Origin of the sequence: Streptomyces hainanensis, assembly GCF_004348415.1 — a bacterium.
GTDB lineage: Bacteria > Actinomycetota > Actinomycetes > Streptomycetales > Streptomycetaceae > Streptomyces > Streptomyces hainanensis.
In genome coordinates, this window is sequence record NZ_SMKI01000905.1 from 1 (window position 1) to 717 (window position 717).

1 protein-coding gene is annotated in these 717 nt (G+C 73.5%); it reads left to right on the top strand.

Translation table 11 applies throughout. The features are described 5' to 3' along the window. Nucleotides 1–106 precede the first annotated feature (106 nt). Nucleotides 107–691: a TetR/AcrR family transcriptional regulator gene (locus E1283_RS36750; protein WP_132822454.1), complete on the top strand. Its 585-nt coding sequence runs from the start codon at nucleotides 107–109 to the stop codon at nucleotides 689–691. Nucleotides 692–717 lie beyond the last annotated feature (26 nt).

Below are 717 nucleotides of genomic sequence, written 5' to 3' on the forward strand. Positions count from 1 at the left end.
GGGCGCTCTGCCATCATGGCAAGTGACGAGCAACCGGAACACCGTCCCGTTTGACGATACGGAACAGTGTCCCGGTTAGCAAGGACGACCGCGGAGGGAGCGCACGATGAACGACGGCGGCAGCGGCGGGGGGCGGCCGAAGCGGGCGGACGCGCGGCGCAACGAGGAGTCCCTGCTGGAGGCGGCCGCCGCGCTCTTCGTCACGTCGGGGGTGGCGGTGCCGGTGCGCGAGGTCGCGGCCCGGGCCGGCGTCGGCACGGCCACGATCTACCGGCACTTCCCGACCCGCGCGGACCTGATCATCGCCGTCTACCGGCACCAGGTCGAGGCGTGCGCCGAGGCCGGCCCCGCGCTGCTGGCGTCCGCCCCCACCCCGTACGTCGCGCTGGAGCGGTGGATCGACCGCTTCGTCGACTTCCTGGTCACCAAGCACGGCCTCGCGGACGTGCTGCGGTCCGACAACGCCGGGTTCGAGGCGCTGCACGCCCACTTCCTCGACCGGCTGGTGCCCGTCTGCGCCCAACTCCTCGCCGCCGCGGCCGAGTCCGGCGAGATCCGGTCCGACGTCGAGGCGTTGCAGCTCATGCGCGGCGTCGGCAACCTCTGCATCGGCGCGGACGACGACCCCCGTTACGACGCCCGCCGCCTGGTCGCGCTCCTCGTCGCGGGGCTGCGCCACACCGCGCGCTGACCCCCACACCGACCACCACACCGACC